The 20,042-nt window shown below is 65.4% G+C and carries 18 protein-coding genes; 9 read left to right on the forward strand and 9 right to left on the reverse strand.

What is annotated here, in order from left to right; translation table 11 throughout:
- Window positions 1–2,966 (forward strand): non-ribosomal peptide synthetase (locus ACZY1I_RS27380; RefSeq protein WP_463759938.1); only part of this gene is annotated, 2,966 nt, incomplete at its 5' end.
- Here ACZY1I_RS27380 and ACZY1I_RS27385 read toward each other — a convergent pair.
- From ACZY1I_RS27385 to ACZY1I_RS27420, 8 genes are read right to left on the reverse strand one after another with little or no spacing between them, the layout of a single operon-like run.
- The gene (locus ACZY1I_RS27385) at window positions 2,963–3,607 is read right to left on the reverse strand and encodes a TetR/AcrR family transcriptional regulator (protein ID WP_463759942.1); all 645 of its coding nucleotides are present in this window, start codon (window positions 3,605–3,607) and stop codon (window positions 2,963–2,965) included. The two genes, ACZY1I_RS27380 and ACZY1I_RS27385, sit on opposite strands and share 4 nt — an antisense overlap.
- 20 nt (window positions 3,608–3,627) lie before the next feature.
- Complete coding sequence (locus ACZY1I_RS27390; RefSeq protein ID WP_463759944.1) at window positions 3,628–4,794, reverse strand: lipid-transfer protein; 1,167 nt, start codon at window positions 4,792–4,794, stop codon at window positions 3,628–3,630.
- Window positions 4,791–5,246, reverse strand: a complete 456-nt coding sequence (locus ACZY1I_RS27395) for a MaoC family dehydratase (RefSeq protein ID WP_463759946.1) — start codon at window positions 5,244–5,246, stop codon at window positions 4,791–4,793. The genes ACZY1I_RS27390 and ACZY1I_RS27395 overlap by 4 nt, the downstream gene beginning before the upstream one ends.
- Complete coding sequence (locus ACZY1I_RS27400; protein WP_463759949.1) at window positions 5,243–6,355, reverse strand: acyl-CoA dehydrogenase family protein; 1,113 nt, start codon at window positions 6,353–6,355, stop codon at window positions 5,243–5,245. Before ACZY1I_RS27400 ends, ACZY1I_RS27395 begins: the two co-directional genes overlap by 4 nt.
- A 10-nt stretch (window positions 6,356–6,365) precedes the next feature.
- Complete coding sequence (locus ACZY1I_RS27405; protein ID WP_463759951.1) at window positions 6,366–6,764, reverse strand: Zn-ribbon domain-containing OB-fold protein; 399 nt, start codon at window positions 6,762–6,764, stop codon at window positions 6,366–6,368.
- Entirely contained in the window at window positions 6,764–7,309 is a 546-nt protein-coding gene (locus ACZY1I_RS27410) for an FAS1-like dehydratase domain-containing protein (protein WP_463759953.1), read from the reverse strand. Before ACZY1I_RS27410 ends, ACZY1I_RS27405 begins: the two co-directional genes overlap by 1 nt.
- Entirely contained in the window at window positions 7,306–8,511 is a 1,206-nt protein-coding gene (locus ACZY1I_RS27415; protein WP_463759955.1) for an acyl-CoA dehydrogenase family protein, read from the reverse strand. The genes ACZY1I_RS27410 and ACZY1I_RS27415 overlap by 4 nt, the downstream gene beginning before the upstream one ends.
- Before the next feature lie 4 nt (window positions 8,512–8,515).
- On the reverse strand, window positions 8,516–9,712 hold the full coding sequence (locus ACZY1I_RS27420; RefSeq protein WP_463759958.1) for a cytochrome P450: 1,197 nt from the start codon (window positions 9,710–9,712) through the stop codon (window positions 8,516–8,518).
- 193 nt (window positions 9,713–9,905) lie between these two features.
- On the opposite strand from ACZY1I_RS27420, the gene ACZY1I_RS27425 reads away from it, so the two are divergent.
- From ACZY1I_RS27425 to ACZY1I_RS27455, 7 genes are all read left to right on the forward strand, one after another.
- Window positions 9,906–11,360 (forward strand): aldehyde dehydrogenase family protein, encoded by a 1,455-nt coding sequence (locus tag ACZY1I_RS27425; RefSeq protein WP_463759962.1) that lies wholly within the window; start codon window positions 9,906–9,908, stop codon window positions 11,358–11,360.
- Window positions 11,357–13,654 carry a CaiB/BaiF CoA transferase family protein gene (locus ACZY1I_RS27430; RefSeq protein WP_463759965.1) on the forward strand — a complete coding sequence of 766 codons (2,298 nt, stop codon included), beginning with the start codon at window positions 11,357–11,359 and terminating at the stop codon, window positions 13,652–13,654. The genes ACZY1I_RS27425 and ACZY1I_RS27430 overlap by 4 nt, the downstream gene beginning before the upstream one ends.
- A 143-nt stretch (window positions 13,655–13,797) precedes the next feature.
- Window positions 13,798–14,178: an STAS domain-containing protein gene (locus ACZY1I_RS27435; protein ID WP_463759967.1), complete on the forward strand. Its 381-nt coding sequence runs from the start codon at window positions 13,798–13,800 to the stop codon at window positions 14,176–14,178.
- 6 nt (window positions 14,179–14,184) lie between these two features.
- Window positions 14,185–14,640 (forward strand): ATP-binding protein, encoded by a 456-nt coding sequence (locus ACZY1I_RS27440; RefSeq protein WP_463759970.1) that lies wholly within the window; start codon window positions 14,185–14,187, stop codon window positions 14,638–14,640.
- A gap of 75 nt (window positions 14,641–14,715) precedes the next feature.
- Entirely contained in the window at window positions 14,716–15,624 is a 909-nt protein-coding gene (locus ACZY1I_RS27445) for an alpha/beta fold hydrolase (protein ID WP_463759972.1), read from the forward strand.
- Window positions 15,624–16,430 carry an alpha/beta fold hydrolase gene (locus ACZY1I_RS27450; RefSeq protein ID WP_463759976.1) on the forward strand — a complete coding sequence of 269 codons (807 nt, stop codon included), beginning with the start codon at window positions 15,624–15,626 and terminating at the stop codon, window positions 16,428–16,430. Before ACZY1I_RS27445 ends, ACZY1I_RS27450 begins: the two co-directional genes overlap by 1 nt.
- Before the next feature lie 72 nt (window positions 16,431–16,502).
- The gene (locus tag ACZY1I_RS27455) at window positions 16,503–17,906 is read left to right on the forward strand and encodes an acyl-CoA synthetase (protein ID WP_463759979.1); all 1,404 of its coding nucleotides are present in this window, start codon (window positions 16,503–16,505) and stop codon (window positions 17,904–17,906) included.
- Between the two features lie 14 nt (window positions 17,907–17,920).
- On the opposite strand, the gene ACZY1I_RS27460 is transcribed toward ACZY1I_RS27455, so the two are convergent.
- Window positions 17,921–18,448: an ATP-binding protein gene (locus ACZY1I_RS27460; protein ID WP_463759983.1), complete on the reverse strand. Its 528-nt coding sequence runs from the start codon at window positions 18,446–18,448 to the stop codon at window positions 17,921–17,923.
- Window positions 18,449–18,758: 310 nt separating this feature from the next.
- On the opposite strand from ACZY1I_RS27460, the gene ACZY1I_RS27465 reads away from it, so the two are divergent.
- A complete protein-coding gene (locus ACZY1I_RS27465; protein ID WP_463760369.1) occupies window positions 18,759–20,030 on the forward strand; it encodes an MFS transporter in 1,272 nt (423 codons plus the stop codon).
- Window positions 20,031–20,042: the final 12 nt, after the last annotated feature.

A 20,042-nucleotide genomic window follows, 5' to 3' on the forward strand; every position in this document is an offset into this window, starting at 1 on the left:
ATGTGCCGTTCGAGCTGTTGGTGGAGCGGTTGAATCCGGCCCGGAGTCTGACCCATCACCCGCTGATCCAGGTGATGTTGGCCTGGCAGAACTTCGCCGGGCCGGACGCTGCAGACGTTCAAGCACCCGGCGCCGGGATGGCACTGCGTGATCTGCACGCCACCCCACTGCCGGTCGACACCCACGCCGCCCGCATGGACCTGACCTTTACCCTGGCCGAACGCTGGACCGAGGCCGGTGAGCCCGCCGGGATCGGCGGCAGGGTGGAGTTCCGCACTGACGTGTTCGACGCGGGCAGCATCGAGGCGCTGATCGAGCGGCTGCGGCGGGTCTTGGGAGCGATGACCGCCGAGCCGGCCCAGCGGGTCTCGTTGATCGATGTGCTCGATGAGCCTGAGCATGCGCGGCTGGCTGAGGTCGGCAACCGTGCCGCGCTTACCCGGGCCGCGCCGCCGCCGGTGTCGATTCCGGCGTTGTTCGCCGCGCAGGTGGCCCGCACCCCGGACGCGATTGCGGTGAGCTTCGAGGGCCGGTCGATGACGTACCGGGAACTCGACGAGGCCGCCAACCGGCTCGCGCAGCTGTCGTCCGCCCGCGGTGCGGGCCCCGGTGCGATCGTGGCGCTGCTCTTGGAGCGGTCGGCCGAGGCGGTCATGGCGATCCTGGGGGTGCTCAAGACCGGAGCGGCCTATCTGCCCATCGACCCGGCGTTGCCGGCTGAACGGATCGGGTTCATGCTCGCCGACGCCGCGCCGGTCGCCGCGATCAGCACCGCTGACCTGGCCGTCCGGTTAGACCGGTATGGACTACCAGTCATCGACGTGCACGACCCCGTTCTCGACATCCAACCCAGCACCGCCCCACCCGCACCGGCTCCCGACGACGTCGCCCACCTCATCTACACGTCGGGCACCAGTGGCGTCCCCAAAGGCGTTGCCGTCACTCATCACAACGTCACTCAGCTGATGTCATCGCTCGACGCCGGCCTGACTGCGCCGGAACCCTGGCCGGGACCGGTAAAGGTCTCAACCCAGTGGCATCCCTACGCCTTCGACGCCTCGGTCCGCGAGATCTGGGGTGCGCTGTTCCACGGTGGCCGGCTGGTGGTGGTGCCCGAGTCGGCGGCCCGCTCCGCGGATGACCTCAACGCATTGTTGATCACCGAACAGGTCAGCGTCATTTCCCAGACGCCGTCGGCGCTCGGGGTGCTGTCTCCGGAGGGGTTGGAGTCAGCGGCGCTGGTGGTGGGCGGTGAGGCCTGCCCGGCCGAGCTGGTGGATCGCTGGGCGCCCGGGCGGATGATGATCAACGCCTACGGTCCCACCGAGACCACGGTGGATGTCTCGATCAGCGCGCCGCTCACCCCGGGCTCAGGGGCGCCGCCGATCGGTGCGCCGGTGTCGGGAGCGGCGTTGTTTGTTCTCGACGGGTTGCTGCGTCCGGTGCCGGTCGGTGTGGTCGGTGAGTTGTACGTGGCCGGCGCCGGTGTGGGCGTCGGGTATTGGCGGCGGGCCGGATTGACCGGGTCCCGGTTTGTGGCCTGCCCGTTCCCGGAGGCGGCAGGACAACGCATGTATCGCACCGGGGATCTGGTGCGGTGGGGCGCTGACGGGCAACTGCAGTACCTGGGGCGCGCCGACGAGCAGGTCAAGATCCGCGGGTATCGCATCGAGCTTGCGGAGATCGAAGCCGCGTTGGCCCGGTTGGCTGGGGTAGAGCAGGCGGTGGCGATCGCCCGCGAGGACCGTCCCGGTGACAAGCGCATCGTCGGATATGTGACCGGGACTGCGGACCCGGCGGAGATACGCGCCGCGCTGGCCGACCGGCTGCCTGGATACATGATTCCCGCCGCGGTGGTGGTGTTGCCGTCGCTGCCGCTGACACCCAACGGCAAACTCGACAAACGGGCGTTGCCGGCGCCGGAGTATTCCGATGGCGACCGTTACCGCCCACCGGCCACGCCGACCGAGGAGATCCTGGCCGAGATCTACGCCCAAGTCCTCGGGCTCGATCTGGTCGGGGTCGACGACTCGTTCTTCGATCTGGGCGGGGATTCGCTGTCGGCGATGCGGGTGGTCGCCGCGATCAATACCCGCCTGGATACCCGCCTGGCGGTGCGCACCTTGTTCCATGCGCCGTCGGTCAGTGGCTTGAGCCAGCAGTTGGGCAGCGATACCAGCGAGGTGGAAGTAGTCCCGATCGAGGTCCTCAAGGAGGGCACCGGGGTTCCGCTGTTCTGCATCCATCCCGGGGGCGGAGTGAGTTGGCCCTATCAGCGTCTTGGTACTTACCTGGACTGCCCAATCATTGGCATCCAACAAACCCTGCACGGCGACGAAACCGAACCTCAGTCAATTCGCGAGATGGCGAAAAATTATGCCGACAGGATTCAAGGGGTGCATCCTGCCGGGCCCTACCACCTGCTCGGCTGGTCTTTCGGGGGCGTCGTCGTCCATGAACTTGCCATCGAACTCCGCCGTCGCGGATGCTTGGTCGCACGCGTCGTCCTTCTCGACGCTCAACCCACCGTCGACGCCGGCGTCGCGCTACCAGACCCTGTCTCGGTCGAGCACGAGACGCTGGAGGAAGTGCTGCGGTTCTACCGCATCGATGTTCCAGAACAGGATGGGTTGCTCAGCTACGAGCAGGTGGACGAACTGATTCGCGAACGGGCAGCAGTGGAGTTTCCCCGACAAAAAGAGCTGCTGGATTCGATTGTGCAGAACCTGGATACCAATAAAGGGTTGCAGCGGGCTCACGAACCGGGTGCATTGGAGGGTGACATCGTCATATTCTCCGCTGTGCCGGATGAGAGCCATCGCAGTTCGTCACTGCTGGAAGAATGGCGACCCTACGTTGCTGGCGACATTACCGAGTACTCGATCCGCTGCTCACACGAGGAAATGTTGACTGCCGAATCGCTAAGCCTGTACGGCGCGCAACTCAAATCCTCGCTGGAAGGTTAGGGCACTCGATTTCGCGACGGTCCACGAACCGGACCTCGAACCGGACCTCGCCGATCGTCGGCGAAGCCCCGCACCACATGGGCGCTGACAAACTTGGCCACCACGTCGGGATCGTCCATGTCGCGGATCGGCGACGCGGTGCTGAACAACGAGAACAGGATTCGTGCAAACCATTCACCCGCCGACTCGACGTCGAGGTCCTTGCGCACCTCGCCGGTGAGCTTGGCGGCGGACAGGTAGGGCGCGAAGAAATCGATACACTCGCGCAGCAGCACCGCGGCGTCCTTGGTGAGCAGCAAGCTGATCGCGTCTTCGTCGAAGTACTCTTCGGAGGCGATGGCTCGCCGCGCCGCAGTGACGAATACCGCTGCGTTGGACAGCTTTTCCTCGAGCGAATCGCCGCGGTTCATCGCCCGGGTCATCTCGCGGTAGAACTGCTCGGAGGCGTGCTCCGCGCAGGCTTCCAGGATGGCGCCTTTGTCGCTGAAGTATTCATAGATCGTGCTGCGCGAAACGCCTGCCTCCCTGGCGATGTCGACGATCGTCGTCTTCAGCAGGCCGTGCTTACTGAAACACGCATACGCCGAGTCGATGATGAGTTCGCGTGTGTCGGTTCGCGTTTCGGGCGAGGCCTGGGTCATTGCGGCACCGAGTCAGCTTCCTAGTCGGCGCCGGCGAGAATCAGCCCGCTGGTCGGCACTCCCGTACCCGAGGTGACCAGTACGTGTTCCACGTTGTTGACCTGGTTGTAGGACGTGCCCCGCACCTGGCGGACCCCTTCGGTGATGCCGTTCATGCCGTGGATGTAGGCCTCGCCGAGTAGACCGCCGTTGGTGTTGATCGGGAACTCCCCACCCAGCGACAGCCGCTCGATGGTGGCGAAGTCCTTCGCCTCGCCCCGCCCGCAGAAGCCGAGTTCCTCGAGCTGAGTGAACACGAACGGCGTGAAATGGTCGTAGATGAAGGCGGTTTGGATGTCCGCAGGCTTGAGACCCGAGTCGCGCCACAGTCGGTCGGCGACGACTCCCATCTCGGGCAACCCGGTGATGTCGTCGCGGTAGTAGCTGGTCATCATCTCGCCGTTCGCCGCCGCGCCCTGGGCGGCGGCGGTGATGATCGCCGGCGGCTGGCGCAGGTTGCGTGCGCGTTCGGCGCTGGTAACCACCAACGCGACGCCGCCGTCGCTCTCCTGGCAGCAGTCCAGCAGGCGCAGCACGGGTTCGATGATCCAGCGCGAATTCTGGTGGTCTTCCAACGTGATTGGTCGCTCATAGAACCACGCGTCGGGATTGCGGGCCGCGTGTGCGCGGTCGACGACGGCAATGCGGCCGAAGTCCTCGTTGGTAACACCGTAGGTCGACATATAGCGCTGGGCGTGCAGCGCCACCCACGAGGCGGGGGTGATCAAGCCGAAGGGCGCGTAATGCGCCATGAACAACGGGGTTTCGGCACTGGTGCGCCCGCTGCCACCGAAGCGGAAGCCGGAGCGCTCGTTGAAGGCGCGCCAGCACACCACGACGTCGGCGACACCCGTGGCGACGGCCATCGCCGCGTGCACCACCGTGCCGGAAGCCGCGCCCCCGCCGTGGTGCACGCGGCTGAAGAAACTCAGGTCCCCGATGCCCACATTGCGCGCGATATCGATCTCGTCGCTGGAGTCCATGGTGAACGTGACCATGCCGTCGACGTCGCTGGGTGCCAACCCGGCATCCTCGAGTGCGTTGTTCACCGCCTCGCACGCCAACTGCAGTTCGCTGCGGCCAGACTCCTTGGAGAATTCCGTCTGACCGATTCCGACGATTGCCGCCGCGCCGGGAAGCTTGCTCATGCGCCAGTTCCGTCCAGCAAGCTGAGCACCGCCGTGCCCGATACGTGGTTGCCCAGGCTGTTGGCGCCCTGAAAAGTCACCTCGACGAAGTTCTCACCGTCGGTGCCTTCGCTTTTGCCGGTGACGCTGCCGGTGAAATGCAGCGGGTCGTCCGGAAAGGAGGGCACGCCTAGGCGAATCGACAGCTTCTTCACCATCGCCTCAGGACCGGCCCAGTCGGTGAGGAATCGCACGCAGTACCCGTTGGTGGTCAGGATGTTCATGAACAGATTGGGCGAGCCCTGCTTGTTGGCGTAGTCGCGGTCGTGGTGCACCGGCATGAAGTCGCGGGACGCGATCGCACCCGCGACGATCATCGTGGTGGTGATCGCGATGTCCAGCGGGGTCACCTCATCGCCCTCGGAGATGTCGCTCCATCGCAGAGTGCTGTGGCGGCTGGCGGTGGTCGTCATGCGTGTCCTTCCGAATATGTCGCCCCCAGGAGGGCAAGCTGCTGGGAAGCCGGACCAAGGGTGAGCTCGTTGTGCTTGGCCCACAAGAAGTAACGGTGCAGCGGGTAGGTGGTGTCGATACCGATCCCGCCGTGTACCTGCTGGGCGGTGGCGGCTACGCGAGCGCCGGCTTCGGCGGCCCAGAACTTCGCGATGCGTGCCGCGCGGTCGGCGGGCCGCCCGTCGGCGGCGAGCCACGCCGCATGCCAGGTGGTCCACCGGATCGCCTCGACGTCGATGAAGGCGTCGGCCATCCGCTGCTGCACGGCCTGGAAGCTACCGATCGGCCGGCCGAATTGCTCACGCCCGGTGGTGTATTCCGCAGCGATGTGCAGCGCCCGGTCTGCGACACCGAGTTGAATCGCGCAGAGCCCGATCAGGGCTCTGGTGTAGAGCGAGTCGATCAGCCGATCACCGGAAATTCTGTCGTCATCGGATATCATTGCACCATCGAGGAATACGTCGGCGTGCGGCTCCCGGTTGGTGGTCTTCACCGGACGAATCTCCACACCAGCGGAGTTCGCCGCAATTAGGAACAGGTCTACCTGCCCGTCGTCGGTAGACGCTGGAACCAGCACCGTGTCGGCCAGGGTAGCGGCCGGCACCAACTCTTTTGCCCCGTCCAGTCTCCAGTTCGATCCGTCCCGTCGAGCCGTCGTCACGGGAGATCTCGGATCGGAGCGACCCGGCTCGGCCAGGCCGGCGGTCAGAATACGTTGTCCGGCAACGACATCCGGCAGAATACGCTGCTGTTGCTCGGGAGTTCCGTGCCGCGCGATCGGGTCGGCGCCCAACACCAGCGTGGCGTAAGCCGGTACCGGGGCGACGCTCCAGCCGACCTCGGCCAGCAGCACCCCGAGTTCCACGAAACCGCCGCCGTTACCGCCCACCGACTCCGGCAAGGCGGTGCCCAGCAGGTCGGCGGCGGCGAGCTCTTTCCAGAGCCCCTCGTCGTAGCGGACACCATCGCCCTCGAGTTCGGTGAGCCGGTCCGGGGTGGCGCGGCGTTCGAACAGTTCGCGGGCCATCTTGGCGATGGTTTCCTGCTCTTCGGTGAAGGTGAAGTCCATGGCGTGCTACCTACCCACTCGGCCGGAACTGGTGCAGCACAAGGTCGTTGTCATAGGCCTGGAAGTAGAGTTGCACCGCCAATCCGACGGTGATGTCGGCCGGGTCGATGTCGGTCAGGTTGGACACGATCCGGACGCCTTCTTCGAGTTCGATGAGCGCAACGACGTACGGATAGTCGAAGAACGGCACCCGCGGCTGGTGTGGCATCACGTAGCTGTACACCGTGCCCTTACCCGATGCCTCGATGGTCTCCCAGTCCAGTGACCGGCAGTTCGGGCACATCGGGCGGGGCGGGTGGCGCAGTTCTCCGCATCCGCTGCACCGTTGGATCAGGAGTTTGTGCTCCTTCAACCCATTCCAGAAGAACTCGGTGTCCGGGCTGATGGCCGGTGCCATGCGCGTTGCCATCAGCGTGCCGCCGGCCTGAATCGCAGCACCCGGAAACGTTGCCGCCCAAGGATTTCGCCGTGCTGGTCGGTGTAGGTGGTGAGCCAGGTCAGGAAGAAGCCGGTCCCCAGCGCTGTCGTCTTCTCGTCGGAGACCGACTCGTACACCGTGGTCGCGCTGATCACATCGCCAAGGCGCGGATAACGTGCGATCTCGAACTCTGAATTGGTGGCCACCGTGCTGGTGTAGCCGGCCTCGTCCAGGAATGCCGTCGGGTTGGACTTGATTTCCATTGGGGCGCCGCCCCGTTCCCCGATCCCTTCGAGTTTCGGCGATGGCATCGTCCAGGTCTGCAACATCACCGGTGGCGACACGATCCCGCCGAACCGCGAAGTCGCCGCGAAATCCGGGTCGATGTAAACGGGATTGAGGTCGGCAAGCGCGTACGCCCAGTGCCGGATCATCGGCTGGTTGACGGGATCCGGTGCCACCGAGGGCTTTCCGGAACCGCCGGTGGGCCGGTCGACCAGGGCCCGCACCTTTGCTTGGAGCTCAGCGTCTGTCACTTACTCGATCCTCCCGACTCCGTTGTGGCCCGCAGGTCACGAGGTGCCCGCGGCATAAGCAGACCCGCCATGGCGATGATGTCGCGCTGAATTTCGTTGGCGCCGCCGCCGAACGTGTTGATAACCGCCTGCCGGTAGGCGGATTCCAGCGCGCCCCGCAGTGGGGCATCCGCGCCGCGACGAATGCCGTTGCCGTCCAGCACTTCGATGAGTTCGCGGGCGACCTGCTGGGTGAGTTCGGTGCCGAACACCTTCGCCGCCGACGCCTCGCCCATGTTGAGCGCGCCCTTGGTCATGGCCGCGTTCACCCGCAGGTTGACGAGTTTGTATGCGGCGACCTGTGCTTCGACACGGGCCAGTGCGAGTTGCACCCAGGGCTGGTCGATGACGCGCCCGCCGTCGAGTTCGGTGGCCGTCGCCCAGGCCAGGGTCTTTTCGAACAGCGGCTCCAGCGCGCCCAGATTCCCCAAGGCGGCGCGTTCGAAATTCAACTGGGTGGTGATCAGTTGCCAGCCCTGATTCTCCTCGCCCACCAATGCACTGACAGGTACCCGGACGTCGTCGTAGAACGTGTAGAACGTCGAGATGCCGGGCATGGTGTGCAGTGGTTGCCAGGAGAACCCAGGCGATGAGGTGGGCACGATGAGGATCGAAATGCCCTTGTGTTTCTTGGCATTCGGGTCGGTGCGGACGGCGAGCCAGATGTAGTCGGCGTAGGCGGCGCCGCTGGTGAACATCTTCTGGCCGTTGATCACGTACTCGTCACCGTCGCGGACCGCCGTGGTGCGCACCGACGCCAGGTCACTGCCCGCACCCGGCTCGGAGTAGCCGATGGCGAATTCGACCGTGCCGTCCAGAATCGCCGGCAGGAACCGCTGTTTCTGTTCCTCACTGCCGCGTTGCATCAAGGTGGGTCCGACGGTGTTGAGTGTCACCAACGGGACCGGGGCGGCGACCCGACGGGCCTCCTCGGCGAAGATGAACTGCTCGATGGCCGAAAAGCCGCGTCCACCATATTCTTTGGGCCAGCCTACGCCCAGCAGGTTGGCCTCGGCCAGCGCGCGGACGCAGTCGCGCACACCGGGGCCGCCTTCGACCTTTTCGCCGATCGCCGCGATGCGCTCCGGCGTCATCACCTGCTGGAGCGTCGCGCGCATCTCGGCGCGCAGTTGCTCCTGTTCCGGCGTGTATTCGAGTTCCATCAGCTCAAGCCCCCAGTCGTACGGGCATCCGCTTCACCCCGGGCACCATGGTCGCCCTCATCCGGTCCACCTGGCCGACCAGTTCCAACCGGGGGAAGCGTTGCAGAAGCTCCTCGAACAGCACGGTCGCCTCGAGGCGCGCCAATTGTGCTCCGATGCAGGAGTGTTCGCCGCACCCGAACGCGATGTGCGGATTCGGGTGCCGGGTCACCTTGAACTCCTCGGAGTCGCTGCCGAAGATGTCCTCGTCGCGATTGGCCGAGCCGTAGAGCATCGACACCACGTCGCCCTCGCGAATCTGCTGGCCGCGGATCTCGATATCCGTTGTCGCGACGCGCGACATGCTGACCACGGGGCTGTTCCAGCGCAACATCTCCTCCACCGCGACGGGGATCAGCGTGGGGTCCGCAACCAGCAGGCGGCTTTGGTCGGGGTGATTGATCAAGGCCAGCGTGCCCAGCGCAATCAGATTGCGCGTGGTCTCGTTGCCGGCCACCAGCAGCAGGAACGCGAAGTTGAGCAGGTCCTCATCGGTGAGTCGCTCGTCGTCGATCTCGGCTTCGGCCAGTACCGACAGCAGGTCGTCGCGGGGTTCGGCGCGCCGCGTGGCGATCAACTTCTGGAAGTACTCGAACAACTGGCCCAGTGCGACAAACGAGTCGAGTTCGATCTCGGGGTCCGCCGCCCCGGTGGCGGCGTCCGACCAGGCTCGGAACTGCTCCCAGTCCTCGGGTGGGGCGCCGATCAGTTCGGCGATCATTCGGGTGGGTAGCGGAGCGGCGATCTCTTCGGCGAACTCGTGCACCGAACCGGGTTCGACCTCATCGAGGACGCCGCGCACGATCTCGCGGATCTTTGGCTCCAGCACCGAGACGCGGCGGCGAGTGAAACCCGCGTTGATCAGCTTGCGCATCTGCCGGTGCCGCGGCGGGTCGGTGAAGATGAGGTTGCCGTCCTGCACCGGATTCGGCATCTCCGGGTCGGGGATCGTGATGCCTTTGGTCGAGGTGAACAGCGCCGGGTTGCTCGAGACGAATCGGATGTCCTCGTACTTGAGCAACGCCCAGAACTTGGTGACGTCATTCCAATGCACCGGCGACGTCGCGCGCAGCTCCCGATAGGTCGGATACGGGTCACCGGCGTAGAAGTCGGGAGAGTGCAGCGGGGCATCCGACGAGTGCAGCGGAGGGTCTGGGTGCACGGCAAGCAATCCTCCGATCCGACACATTGGCTTAAAGTGTCCTACGAGACGTGTCTACTCTGGGCTGTGTACCGCTGTCAACACAGCCTCAACACGTTGGAATGGGCAGCAATTGGGTCGATCGGTGATTGACGCCCGCGTCTAGCGGGTGTACACAAATTTGGTAGATGACCGAAATTGGGTGAGGACGCAGATGACTGCACCACTGATCGACACCTACCAGCTCTACATAGACGGAAAATGGGTAGAGCCCGCAGACGGTCGATACGACGACATCTCACCGGCAACCGAGCGGGCCTTCGCCACCGCGCCCGATGCCAGTGTCGACCAGGTGAGCGACGCGATCGGCGCCGCGCGCCGCGCATTCGACGACGGTCCGTGGGCCACCACGACCGCCGAGGGCCGAGCGAAGTGCCTCAGCCAACTCGGTGATGCACTGCTCAAACATGCCGACGACTTCTACGCCCTGTCGCAGCAGGAGTGGGGATGCATCGCCAACGAGCGGTTGATGCAGGTCGACGGTGCCGCATTCATGTCCATGCACGCCGCGCAGCTCGCGACCCAGTTGGCTGACGAGGAGGTGACCGGAATCGGCGCCGGAACCACCTTGCTGCGCCACGAACCGCTCGGCGTCGTGTCGGTCCTGACGCCGTGGAACTTCCCGCACTGCCTCAACGTCATGAAGCTCAACCACGCGCTGGCCGCGGGCAACACCGTCGTCCTGAAGCCCTCACCGCTCACGCCGCTGGCGGGGCTGGCGCTCGCGCGACTGATCGACGAGCACACCGACTTCCCGCCGGGGGTGGTCAATGTCGTCACGCCGTCCGGAGTCGAGGCCGCCAAGCTGCTCACCACGGACCCGCGGATCGACATGATCAGCTTCACCGGCAGCACGGTCGTCGGACGCCAGGTCATGTCCGCCGCGGGCGACACGTTGAAGCGGATTCTGCTGGAGCTAGGCGGCAAGTCGGCGTGCATCATCCTCGACGACGCCGAGGTCACCGACGAAATGCTGCAGCAGATGCTGTTCGACTGTTGCTCTCTGCATGCCGGACAGGCCTGCATCCTGCAGAGCAGGCTGTTGCTGCCCGGTTCGCTGCATGACGACGTCGTCGACCGGTTGGTCGCGCTGGCGCGTGCGGTCAAGGTGGGCGACCCGACGGATCCCGATGTGCAGATGGGCCCGCTGATCACCGGTGCGCAGCGCGGCCGGGTCGAGGCACACGTGGCCGCGGCGCTGCGCGACGGGGCCAAGGTGGTCACCGGAGGCGGCCGTCCGGCGGGCCTGGACGTGGGCTTCTATTTCGAGCCGACGATTCTCACCGACGTCGAGCCCAATTCGGTTATTGCACAAGAAGAAGTGTTCGGGCCGGTGCTCAGCGTGTTGCGGTACCGCGACGACAACGACGCCGTCGCGATCGCGAACAACTCGCGCTACGGCCTGTCGGGCGCGGTATGGAGCGCCGACGTGGACCGTGCCGTCGGTGTCGCCCGCCGGATTCGCACCGGCCAGATTGCGGTCAACGGGTGCGGTGCCGGTGGCGCGCCGTTCGGTGGTTTCAAACTCAGCGGGTTGGGTCGCGAAGGCGGTGGGATCGGCGGCCTGCACCAGTACATGGAACCGATGGCCATCGGGGTCCCGCTGTGACCGGACCCCTCGCGGGGCTGCACGTCGTCGAAATCGCCACAGAGATCTCTGGTCCTTACGCCACAAAGCTTTTCGTCGACCTCGGCGCCGAGGTCATCAAGATCGAACCGCCCGCCGGTGACCCGCTGCGCCGGTGGGGCCCGTTCCCGACCAATGGTCGCGACCCCGCCCCCGACCACGGCGGCCTGTTCGAGTACCTGAACGCCGGCAAGCGCGCCACGACCCTGGATCTGGACAAGCCGGGCGACCAGGCTGCTGCCCGCGATCTGATCGCACATGCCCATATCGTCGTCGAAAACTTTCCGCCCGGCACGCTCGAAAGCCGGGGACTCGGTGCCGAGGAGCTGTCCCGGATCAACCCAAATCTGGTGCTACTCAGGCTTTCTTACTTCGGGCAGTCCGGGCCGTGGCGGGACCGGATCGGCACACCGCTGACCATGCAGGCGGTGTCGGGCTGGGTCAGCCTCCGTGATCCACAGCGTCCGCCGGTCCAGGCCGGCGCTCGCATCGCCGAGTACGTCGCGGCCGGATACGGCGCACTGGGGGCGCTGACCGCACTGCGACTGCCCAAGTCGGGCCGGGTGACCGAGGTCGACGTGTCGGAGTTCGAGTCGCTGCTGTCGACCCTGCCGTACCCGATGTTGATGGCCGAGCGGATGCGCAGCTTGGGGTTACCGTCCAACGTGCGTGGCGGGCCCCTGCTGGGTGTCGTCCGCGCCGCCGACGGCTGGGTGGGCATCAACTGTCTGACCGGGCAACATTGGCTCGACGTGTGCGCGATGCTGGGTTTGCCGGAGTTCGGCGAGCACCAGATCGCCATCATGATGGGTGGCCCCGAGCGGGCCGAATTCTTCGCGAAGGCAGAACCGTTGCTTGCCGAGCGGACGGTGGCCGAGACCATCGAATTGAGCCAGGCCATGCGCATTCCGGCCGCGCCGGTCAACGACGGCGCGACGATTCTGGAGTCTCCGCAGTACGCCAAGCGCGGCTTCTTCGTCGAGTCCGGCGGCTTCCGCAGACCAGGGGCGCCGTTTCGGATGTCGAAAACTCCGGTGTCCCAGCCTGGTTCGGCGCCACGTCGCGGGGAATCGTCGGTCCGATGGACTACAAAAGCCGAATTGTCGTCGCCTGCAAACGATCCCGCGGATTCATCGCCGTTCGCAGGAATTCGGGTGCTGGACCTGAGCACCTTCTGGGCCGGTGCGTATCTGACCTGCTACCTGGGTGCCTTCGGAGCCGAGATCGTGAAGGTCGAATCCATCCAGCGCCCCGACGGGTTTCGCTACTCCGGCGCCTACCCGTTCGAGGGCGACGACTGGTACGAGCGCAGCGCCATGTGGCAGGCCACCAACCTCAACAAGCGAGACATCACGCTCGACCTCACCTCGGCGCGCGGTCGCGAGATCGCGCATCGCCTGGCCGCGGACGCCGACGTCGTCGTGGAGAACTTCTCGCCGCGGGTGGTCGAGCAGTTCGGCTTGGATTACCAGTCTTTGGTGACGCGCAACCCCGATGTGATCGCGGTTCGGATGCCCGGATACGGCCTCGAGGGGCCCTGGCGTGACTACGTGGGCTGGGCGCTCAACTTCGAACAGACGTCCGGGATGACGGCCGCCACCGGTTACGCCGACGGCCCGCCGTGCAACCTGCAGGGACCGGCCGATCCGATCGTCGGCGTGCATGCCAGCGTCGCATTGCTGGCCGCGCTGGAACACCGTCGCCGCACCGGCGAGGGCCAGTTGATCGAGATCGCCCAGATCGAAGTCGCTGCCTGTCTCACCGCCGAACCAGTGATCGAGTACTCGATGAATGGTCTGGTGCGAGCGCGGGAAGGCAACCGTGCGCGAGGCTATCTGCAGGGCGTCTATCCGACGAGTGCGGACGGGATCTGGGTGGCGTTGTCGATTCCGGACCAGGGCGCGATAAACCACGACGTGTTCGATGAGTTGACGGCAGCCTGGACTCGCACCCAGACGGCAGAATCGGTCGTCGAAACCCTTCGCGCACAGGGCATTCCGGCTGAGAAGCTGACGACCGGCGATCGGATGTACGACTTCGCTCAACTCGAGGTCCGGGCGTTCTATGAAGACTTCGAGCACCCAGTCGGCGGGGTGCACCGCTATCCCGGTTGGCCGTTCCGCATCACTCCCGGTCCCGACCGCCACCATCGCAGCGCAGCGCCGACGCTCGGTCAGCACAATGACGAGATCCTGCGCGGGCTCGGCCTTTCCGATAGCGAACTGACCGACTTGCGGGAGCGGCGGGTTATCGGGAACCGGGTACTGAACGTTTAGCTTGACGCGGTACCGGGAAAACACAAGCCGCGGTACCCTAACAGCGAAGTAAATATTGAATCGCCAGTTGTTGATAGACCGTGTGCCGGTTTAAACCCTGCCTTCATGCGCCCAATCACCAGCAAGGACGGAACGGGCAAATCATGGCTCATCGCGAACACGCTCACCAAGGCCTGATGGTCGTGGAGCAGACGGTGAATTCCGCCGTCGTGCTGTCCGCCATCGGCACCATCGACCTACTGACGGCACCGCAGTTTCAACAACATGTGGACAGCGCGACTTCGCGCCAGCCATCCGCTCTGATCATCGACTTGTCGCGGGTGGATTTCTTGGGTTCGGCCGGCATCGGGGTGCTGATCAACACCTACAACACCGCCGGCGACATGCCCTATGCGGTGGTCGCCGACGGTCCCGCCACTAGTCGGCCGCTGCACATTCTGTCGATCGATACGTTTATCGGGGTCTACCGGACGGTGGCTGACGCCGTCGCAGGTCTGGATCTCGAAGAAGCTGAGGCCGGGTAACTCCGTATGACTTCTCCTATGCCGGCGAGCGCTGCCGAATCATTTGTCGAAAGCGGTTTCGCCGACGGACAGACGGTGGCCAATTTTCGCGAGAAGGTGAAAGCCTGGCTGACCGGCGCGGTGGATATCGACAACGAGCGGCTCTGCGACATCTTGCTTGCGACCGATGAGGCGCTGGCCAACTGCGTCGACCATGCCTACGACGACACCGATAGCAACGGTCTGATGACACTGCGGATGTCGTACGACGCGAGTGCTCAGCAAGTGCAGATCAGCGTCACCGACCAGGGCGGATGGGTCGAGCCCGCCCCCCGAACACAGACTTCCATCCGTGGCCGCGGACTCATCCTGATGCGCGCCCTTGCCGACGACTGCACCATCGACGGACGGGCGGACGGCACCACGGTATTGCTCCGCTTCGGAGCCTGCCGGACCCGCAAGCGGCGAGCCCACGCCAGCTGATTTCTTGCTGCGCCTGGAGTGCAGTTAGCCAGATAACGTCGCATCGAGGCCGCTTCGCATGAAAGGCTGCTGGCCATGGTCGTTGCGATTGCCCGCCCGAAACTCGAAGGAAACATCGCCGTCGGCGAGGACCGCCAGATCGGCTTCGCCGAGTTCGGTGCGCCGCAAGGCCGTGCGGTCTTCTGGCTGCACGGGACGCCAGGGGCCCGCCGGCAGATCCCGACCGAGGCCCGGGTGTACGCCGAACACCACGACATTCGCCTGATCGGCGTCGATCGGCCCGGAATCGGCTCGTCGACCCCGCATCAGTACGAGACGATCTCGGCGTTCGCCGATGACCTGCGTGCCGTCGCCGACACCCTCGGCATCGACAAGATGGCCGTCGTCGGCCTGTCCGGTGGAGGCCCTTACACCCTGGCCAGCGCTGCGGGGCTGGCCGACCGCGTGGTGGCGGTCGGGGTGCTCGGTGGCGTGGCGCCGACGCACGGCCCCGACGCCATCAGTGGTGGCGCCATGGACCTCGGCATTCGCATCGCTCCGCTGCTGCGGATCGGCGGAAACCCGTTACGGATAGGTGCCAGTCTGCTGATTCGGGCGGCCCGGCCGATCGCCTCGCCTGCGCTCGACGTCTACGCCCTGCTCTCGCCGCAAGCTGACCGGCACATGTTTGCCCGTCCCGAGTTCAAGGCAATGTTCCTCGACGACCTGCTCAACGGCAGCCGCAAACAGCTGGCCGCGCCCTTCAATGACGTGATCATCTTTGCCCGCGACTGGGGATTCCGGCTGGCGGACGTGACGGTCCCGGTCCGTTGGTGGCACGGCGACCACGACCACATCATCCCGTTCGCGCACGGCGAGCACGTCGTGTCCCGGCTCCCGAACGCCGAGCTCTTCCACCTGCCGGGCGAAAGTCACCTCGCGGGGCTCGGCCGCGGCGAAGAGATTCTGGCCACCCTGATGAAGATCTGGGACGAGGAGGCGTGATGTGGACGGCCGAAGCTGTGAATTCGCCGGTAAATGCCCTGGCCGCCGGACTCGCCGTCGCCCCGAGCAGGGCTCTCTATCTGACTGACGTCCCGCGTGCGGTGGCCGAATACGGCCAGCTCGTGACGGTGCTGCCGCTGCGTCGGATGCTGCCGGTCGGGGACGGCCACCCGGTCCTGGTGCTGCCCGGCCTGCTGGCCGGTGACGGATCCACCTGGACGCTGCGACGGCTGCTGCGGCGACTCGGATACCGGGTGCACGGCTGGGGACTGGGCCGCAATACCGGCCCCACGAAGAAGGCGGTGTCCGGGATGCCCGACCTTCTGGACCGGCTGCATAACCGGTACGACGCCCCGGTCAGCTTGATCGGGTGGAGCCTGGGCGGCATCTTCGCGCGCGCCCTGGCCCGCAACAATCCGGCGGCGGTTCGCCAGGTGATCACGCTGGGCAGCCCGTTTGGCATTCAGCACGAAGGTCAGTCCCACGCGGCGCGCGGTTTCAACCGTCATGCACGCAACCACGTCGAGCGGGCCGATTACCCTCTCAAAGGCGAGGACGCGCCCATGCCGGTGCCCGCGACCTCGATCTATTCGCGCTACGACGGCATGGTGGCCTGGCAGACCTGCATCAACGCGCCGTCCGAGCGTGCCGAGAACATCGAGGTGCTCAGTAGCCACATCGGCTACGGACACCACCCGGCCACCATCTGGGCGATTGCGGATCGGCTGGCTCAGCCGGCGGGCACTTGGACCCCATTCCGGGCCCCGGCGGCGCTGCGGCCGTTGTTTCCGACACCGCACTCGTAAGCCCCGGCACGCGTAACGTCCGGCACAGCGCCTCTCGCATCGCAGCCAGCGGGTCGCGGTAGCCTCGCTGGAGTGCTGCTGAGCTCACTGAATCCCGCCGCTGTTACCGCCACCGACATTCCTGACGCTGTCACTATCGACGGGCTCACCCTGAGCCGCAGCGATCTGGTCGGCGCCGCCACTTCAGTGGCCGAGCGGGTGGCGGGAGCACATCGCGTTGCAGTGCTGGCCACCCCGACGGCATCGACGGTGTTGGCGATCACCGGATGCCTGATCGCCGGGGTGCCGGTTGTTCCGGTACCCGCCGATGTCGGCGTCGCCGAACGACGGCACATGATCACCGACTCCGGCGCGCAAGCCTGGCTGGGCCCGACGCCCGACGAGTCGGAGGGGTTGCCGCACATTCCGGTGCGTTTGCATGCCCGATCGTGGCACCGTTACGCCGAGCCGCCGCCCGACGCCTTGGCGATGGTGGTGTACACCTCGGGCACAACGGGATTGCCCAAGGGCGTCCAGGTGAGCCGGCGGGCCATTGCCGCCGATCTGGACGCGCTCGCCGAGGCTTGGCAGTGGACCGCCGACGATGTGCTGGTGCACGGCTTGCCGCTGTATCACATCCACGGTCTGGTGTTGGGTCTGCTCGGCTCGCTGCGGGTGGGAAATCGCTTCGTGCACACCGGAAAACCGACGCCCGCCGGGTATGCGGCGGCAAACGGCACGCTGTACTTCGGCGTGCCCACCGTGTGGTCGCGGGTGGCGGGTGACGAATCCGCAGCCAAATCCTTAAGGGGAGCAAGGCTTTTGGTGTCCGGTAGCGCAGCGCTACCGGTACCGGTGTTCGAACGGCTCGAGCGGTTGACCGGACATCAGCCGATCGAACGATATGGCGCCTCGGAGTGCCTGATCACGCTGTCGACCCGGGCCGACGGGGAGCGCCGGCCCGGCTGGGTGGGTCTGCCGCTGGCCGGTGTGCAGACCCGGTTGGTCGATGACCACGGCGACCCGGTCCCGCACGACGGGGAAACTGTTGGCAAGCTTCATATTCGGGGTGCGACGCTGTTCGACGGCTACCTGAACCGGCCCGAGGCGACGGCTGAAGCGCTCGGCGAGGATGGGTGGTATCGAACCGGGGACGTCGCCGTCATCGACGAGGGCGGTATGCACCGGATCGTGGGTCGCGAGTCCGTCGACCTGATCAAGTCGGGCGGATACCGGATCGGCGCAGGCGAAATCGAGACGGTGCTGCTCGGATATCCGGGCGTGGCGGAGGCCGCGGTTGTCGGTCTGCCCGACCAGGATCTGGGCCAACGCATCGTCGCGTACGTGGTCGGATCCGCAGACCCCATTGAGCTGACCAACTATGTCGCCCAACAGCTTTCGGTGCACAAGCGGCCACGCGAGGTACGGCTGGTGGATTCGCTGCCCCGCAATGCGCTGGGCAAGGTCCTCAAGAAGCAACTACTGGCCGAAGGGTAGCTCGCGGTCGACTACTAGCTGGCAGCTTGGTCGGCTGCGGTCCCGAGCATGTCGAACCGCATGACGATTTGGGTGCCGCTCTGCGTGCAGGTGATTTCGACGTTGTCCGCGACCTCCCGGATCAGGAGCAGTCCGCGTCCGCGATGAGTGCGGGCGGCCGGATCCGGGTGCTCCGTTATCCAGCGTCCGCTGTCTCTGACCGACACGGTCACTGTCCGGTCTTGCGCAGCAGCCTGGATCAGCACGCACTTGCTTTCGTCGCAGTCACTGCCATGTTCAACGGCGTTGGTGACGGCTTCGCTGACCGCGAGAAGAATCTCGTCGACCTGGTCTGGGTCGAGCGCCAGAGGTTGCAACCATTGAGCGAGGTCGTGTCGTGACTTCTTGATGTTTTTCGGTGCTGCGGCCAGGCCGAGAGCAAAGACACTCGCGCGATGATTGATAGTCCGATGGACTGGACGTATGCGACTGCGGGCGACCCGGTGACTGGCGCGCACAGCAGTGGCAACAGCGGTTCCGTTACTCATCGCATGACGTCTCATCGGCTTCACCTATCTGGCGCATCTGAACATTAGCTAGACAATATCCATAGGAAACTATTGAGTAAAGATAGTGTGATTGCTTGCACATATTGACGCAGGGGTGCGCAAATGCGGGGCCGACCAGCGATTTCGATCCGGTAACGCATCAGCATGGGAAGTCACGACTGGGCAACATCCAGGATGTTGCCAGCAGGTTCATGGGCGTGGATACGAGCGCGCGGCGCCGTCCGCGCATACCGTCCTTGGCGTGGAGGGACACAGCCTGGCTGTGGTGGGGGACACGGATCAGGCGGGCCCACCGAATACATCGATGCGGCGAGTTGCGGCCGCCTGCCTGGTCGGCTCGGCAATCGAGTATTACGACTTCCTCATCTACGGCACTGCCGCAGCCTTGGTGTTTCCCACCGTCTTCTTCCCGCATCTCAGCCCAGGGGTGGCCACCATCGCCTCGATGGGGACATTCGCCGCCGCATTCGTGTCACGGCCACTCGGGGCGGCCGTTTTCGGGCACTTCGGCGATCGGCTGGGGCGAAAGAAGACCCTGATCGCCACCTTGCTGATCATGGCCGTATCGACAGTGACCGTGGGCCTAGTTCCGAGCACGGCTGCCATCGGAATGGCAGCGCCATTGATCCTGACCGGCCTGCGTTTATTGCAGGGATTTGCCGTGGGTGGCGAGTGGGCCGGGTCGGCGCTGCTCAGTGCCGAATACGCGCCTCCCGGCAAGCGCGGTCTGTATGGCATGTTCACCCCGATCGGCGGAGGCATCGCGCTGGTCCTGACCAGCCTGACCTTTCTGGGCGTGAATTGGACTATCGGTGAACACAGCGCCGCGTTCATGCAGTGGGGTTGGCGAATACCTTTTCTGATCAGCGCCGCGCTGATCGCCATTGCCCTGTATGTGCGACTCAATATCAGCGAAACCCCGGTGTTCGCCCGCGAGAAGGCCAATCGGCACGGCAAGCCTGGCGCGCCCCTTATGGAAGTGATCCGCCGACAGCGACGGGAGATCCTCTTGGCGGCGGGCAGTTCGATGAGCGGTTTCTGTTTCATCTACCTGGCCAGTACCTATTTCGCCACCTACGCGCGCACCCATCTCGGGTTGTCCCGCGGCCTGATCCTGCTCGACGGCGTGCTGGGCGGGGTGGTCTGCATCGTGTTGTCGGCGCTGTCGGCGGGTCTGTGCGACCGGGTCGGGCGCCGCCGCATCCTGCTGCTCGGCCGGGCGGTCGCGCTGCCGTGGTCGCTGGTGGTCATGCCGCTGATCGATTCCGGCAATTCGAGTCTGTTCGCCGTGGCGGTGATCGGCATGTACGCCATCGCCGCATTCGGTTCCGGGCCGACCACGTCGTTCATCCCCGAACTCTTCGCCACGCGCTACCGGTACACCGGTACCGCGCTCGCGGCGAACCTCGCCGGCATCCTGGGCGGTGCAGTGCCGCCACTGATCGCCAGCACGCTGTTGGCGACCTATGGGGGCTGGGCGATCACTGCGATGCTGGTCATCATCGTGAGCATCAGCCTGTGCTGCATCTATCTGCTCCCGGAAACCGCCGGAACGGACCTGACCGAACGGGTCTAGACGTCCCCGTAT

The sequence above is a fragment of the Mycobacterium sp. IDUB_37 genome, assembly GCF_055419245.1.

Bases quoted from the DNA above. Each gene is read 5' to 3' on its own strand.
- ACZY1I_RS27385 (WP_463759942.1), bottom strand. From the start codon at position 3,607: ATGACCCAGGCCTCGCCCGAAACGCGAACCGACACACGCGAACTCATC.
- ACZY1I_RS27390 (WP_463759944.1), bottom strand. From the start codon at position 4,794: ATGAGCAAGCTTCCCGGCGCGGCGGCAATCGTCGGAATCGGTCAGACG.
- ACZY1I_RS27395 (WP_463759946.1), bottom strand. From the start codon at position 5,246: ATGACGACCACCGCCAGCCGCCACAGCACTCTGCGATGGAGCGACATC.
- ACZY1I_RS27400 (WP_463759949.1), bottom strand. From the start codon at position 6,355: ATGGACTTCACCTTCACCGAAGAGCAGGAAACCATCGCCAAGATGGCC.
- ACZY1I_RS27405 (WP_463759951.1), bottom strand. From the start codon at position 6,764: ATGGCAACGCGCATGGCACCGGCCATCAGCCCGGACACCGAGTTCTTC.
- ACZY1I_RS27415 (WP_463759955.1), bottom strand. From the start codon at position 8,511: ATGGAACTCGAATACACGCCGGAACAGGAGCAACTGCGCGCCGAGATG.
- ACZY1I_RS27425 (WP_463759962.1), top strand. From the start codon at position 9,906: ATGACTGCACCACTGATCGACACCTACCAGCTCTACATAGACGGAAAA.
- ACZY1I_RS27435 (WP_463759967.1), top strand. From the start codon at position 13,798: ATGGCTCATCGCGAACACGCTCACCAAGGCCTGATGGTCGTGGAGCAG.
- ACZY1I_RS27440 (WP_463759970.1), top strand. From the start codon at position 14,185: ATGACTTCTCCTATGCCGGCGAGCGCTGCCGAATCATTTGTCGAAAGC.
- ACZY1I_RS27445 (WP_463759972.1), top strand. From the start codon at position 14,716: ATGGTCGTTGCGATTGCCCGCCCGAAACTCGAAGGAAACATCGCCGTC.
- ACZY1I_RS27450 (WP_463759976.1), top strand. From the start codon at position 15,624: ATGTGGACGGCCGAAGCTGTGAATTCGCCGGTAAATGCCCTGGCCGCC.
- ACZY1I_RS27460 (WP_463759983.1), bottom strand. From the start codon at position 18,448: ATGAGACGTCATGCGATGAGTAACGGAACCGCTGTTGCCACTGCTGTG.
- ACZY1I_RS27465 (WP_463760369.1), top strand. From the start codon at position 18,759: ATGCGGCGAGTTGCGGCCGCCTGCCTGGTCGGCTCGGCAATCGAGTAT.